Annotated in this window: 2 protein-coding genes; both read right to left on the bottom strand. The window is 37.3% G+C overall.

Annotated features, from left to right (window positions below):
* Window positions 1-243: 243 nt before the first annotated feature.
* Window positions 244-1104 carry a YihY/virulence factor BrkB family protein gene (locus tag Q7U95_RS07730; RefSeq protein WP_308753374.1) on the bottom strand — a complete coding sequence of 287 codons (861 nt, stop codon included), beginning with the start codon at window positions 1102-1104 and terminating at the stop codon, window positions 244-246.
* A 92-nt stretch (window positions 1105-1196) separates the two neighbouring features.
* Window positions 1197-2222, bottom strand: a complete 1026-nt coding sequence (locus Q7U95_RS07725; protein ID WP_308753373.1) for an integrase core domain-containing protein — start codon at window positions 2220-2222, stop codon at window positions 1197-1199.
* Window positions 2223-2519 lie beyond the last annotated feature (297 nt).

The following is a 2519-nucleotide window of genomic DNA, read 5'->3' as shown; positions in this document are numbered from 1 at the left end:
CGTTTCATCAACGTCTAAACCCCTGATATAGCAAGCCATAAGAAAAGCCGACATTTGGTAATCGGTGATTTCCCCCTCAACAAATCCTTGCACCATAAATCCAAGCTCTTTTGACGTAAGTTTTTCACCATCACGTTTTTTAGCTATTACATCACAGGTTCTCATCTTATACCTCTTATAAAATTAATCTATTTGTGACAATAACAAAAACTGAGAACACTAACAAGGTTTAAGCTTAGCATCTTAAATCTTATCTTTCTTAACCTTCGAACCATATTTGCCAGTATAAACGCAGATAAATTCGGCGCCAAAGAAGAAAACCTGAGCCGAGTAATATACCCAAATAAGGATGGCAACAAATGAACCGGCGGCGCCATATATCGACCTTATACCACTTCGGCCAAGATAAAACCCTATAAGAAACTCACCAATTTTAAAGAGCAACGCCGCCAAAACAGCTCCAGCCCAGACATCGCTCCATTTAATGTCGGCATCGGGAAGTATTTTGTAAAGCATCGCGAATAACAACATGACCACGCCAGAAGAAATCACAAAATCCGCAATTTGCCAGCTCATTATGATACCCGGAAGAACGTCTTTCACAAACATGTCCAACGCGGAAAACATTATAGACATAGCAAACGAAACAAGGAGCAGAGACCCCACGCAAATGGTCATCATGATAGAAAGGAATCGACCTTTAAGTATTTCTTTAATACCAAATTTAAAAACGGGTGATACATTCCAGACATCATTAAGCGCGCCTTTTAAATAGTAAAATATATTGGAAGCGGCATAAAAAATTATGACCACACTTATTAAAGCGGCAAAAATCCCCCTCCCCGGACTTCTTATGCTTTCAATCATATTTTGAATAAATAGCGCGCCACCTTCTCCAATCGAACCCTGAACATATGTAAAAACTTGAACTTGCACCGCCTCCCGCCCAAACACCCAACCGGCAACCGCGATCCCAATTACCAAAAGCGGTGCCAAAGAAAAGATGGTGTAGAAAGACAGAGCAGCACTTAGTTGGGGTGCCTTATCTTTAACCCACCCATAAAAAGCATCTTTGAATAATTCCAAAACAACCTTGGCATCCATAAACTGTTCCTAAATCAAGCGCAACTAATTATCCTCAATTATATTTATGCAAGACAACAGCATTAAAAGTCAATACGATTTTTTATATTGAATCAACTAGCCATCAAACAGAGAACATACTTTAATTGTTTGTATTTTAAAAGTTGCCTGAATAAGTTCAGATACATATGCAACATAGAAGGACTTTTATTATACATCATTTTCTGCTCTACAAATTCAATTGGAGTAAGTAAATTTAGGCTTCTGTGTGGCCTGTAGAAGTTGTATTCAAATAAACAGTCATAGAGGATTTTGTTTATCTCTTTTACGCTGGTCTCTTCGTAGACGCGATCCAAATATTCGTTTTGGATGGTATCGTTTACCTTCTCCACATAACAGTTCATCTTGGGAGACTTTGGATAATTGTGAATTAAGGTGATGCCCATCCTTTTTGTTTCGGCCTCGAAATATTTAGCAAACTCGCTTCCGTTATCTACCTGAACGTAGTTTAAATCTTTGCCAAAGAGATAGTTTAATCTCAAAAGAAAATCTTTGCCGTTTAAACTATTGAGTTTCCGGTAGGCCTTTGCATAAAGAATCTTTGAGACCGGACATACGGCAGTAAAGATATAGACCTTAATCCATTTTAATCTAAGTTCTATGGTGTCGACCTGCAACCCTGCCTGCCAGTAGGCACGGCATTCAGATGCTTTGCCGCACATATCCTTCTTTACTTGATTGAGCCGAATTTTATCTTTTTTCCTGGTTCTTATCCTTTTTATCTTCTCTTTTCCAAAATAGGGATACTTTCTTCTAATTTCACAGACGGCGTGTTCCACCTCGTAAGTTCTAATAACCTTTTGTCTTGTCTTTTTTGGTCTTTTGGAGTTGTCTTCCAAAGATTGAAGTACCCTCGGGTTGTAGGATTTTCTCCAACGATAGAAGGTTGATCTGTTTATTTCAAATATTTCACAGATCTGCTCTACAGTGTATTTTTTGCTTTTATATAAGTTTATTGCCTTTAGCTTTATTTTTGCTTTTTCTGACAGCTTCTCGTAGTAGACCAACTTGAAGGTTTTCTTGGGAAGATAAACGCCTTTATAGCTTATGCTACAGGGAGTACCTATTTTTCCTTTCATATGCAACCTCTCTATGTAGTAGATTAAATCCAACTATTTTAATCTATCGATGTTGCATATATATCTGAACTTATTCATATCTTTTGTTTCCCTAAATGTTCCCTGCGCTCAAACCTTAATGTGCTCAGGATTAGGAATTAGTTGCACAAGTTTCAATCCCTTATAGGTAAGCTGCAAATTATGTTTAATAAAATATCAATTTAGCTGATAAACTGTCTGGTTATTCAAATAAGATTGCCATGTTGCCTACGACTCCATTGGAAAGTGCAAATTGTAAATTTAAAAACATTTTAAAAC

The sequence above is a fragment of the Candidatus Oleimmundimicrobium sp. genome, assembly GCF_030651595.1.
Taxonomy (GTDB): Bacteria; Actinomycetota; Aquicultoria; order UBA3085; family Oleimmundimicrobiaceae; genus JAUSCH01.
This window is presented reverse-complemented; position numbering and strand designations above follow the sequence as displayed.

What these genes read in the sequence shown, in the direction of transcription:
- Q7U95_RS07725 (WP_308753373.1), bottom strand. Translation starts at nt 2,222, where the DNA reads ATGAAAGGAAAAATAGGTACTCCCTGTAGCATAAGCTATAAAGGCGTT.
- Q7U95_RS07730 (WP_308753374.1), bottom strand. Translation starts at nt 1,104, where the DNA reads ATGGATGCCAAGGTTGTTTTGGAATTATTCAAAGATGCTTTTTATGGG.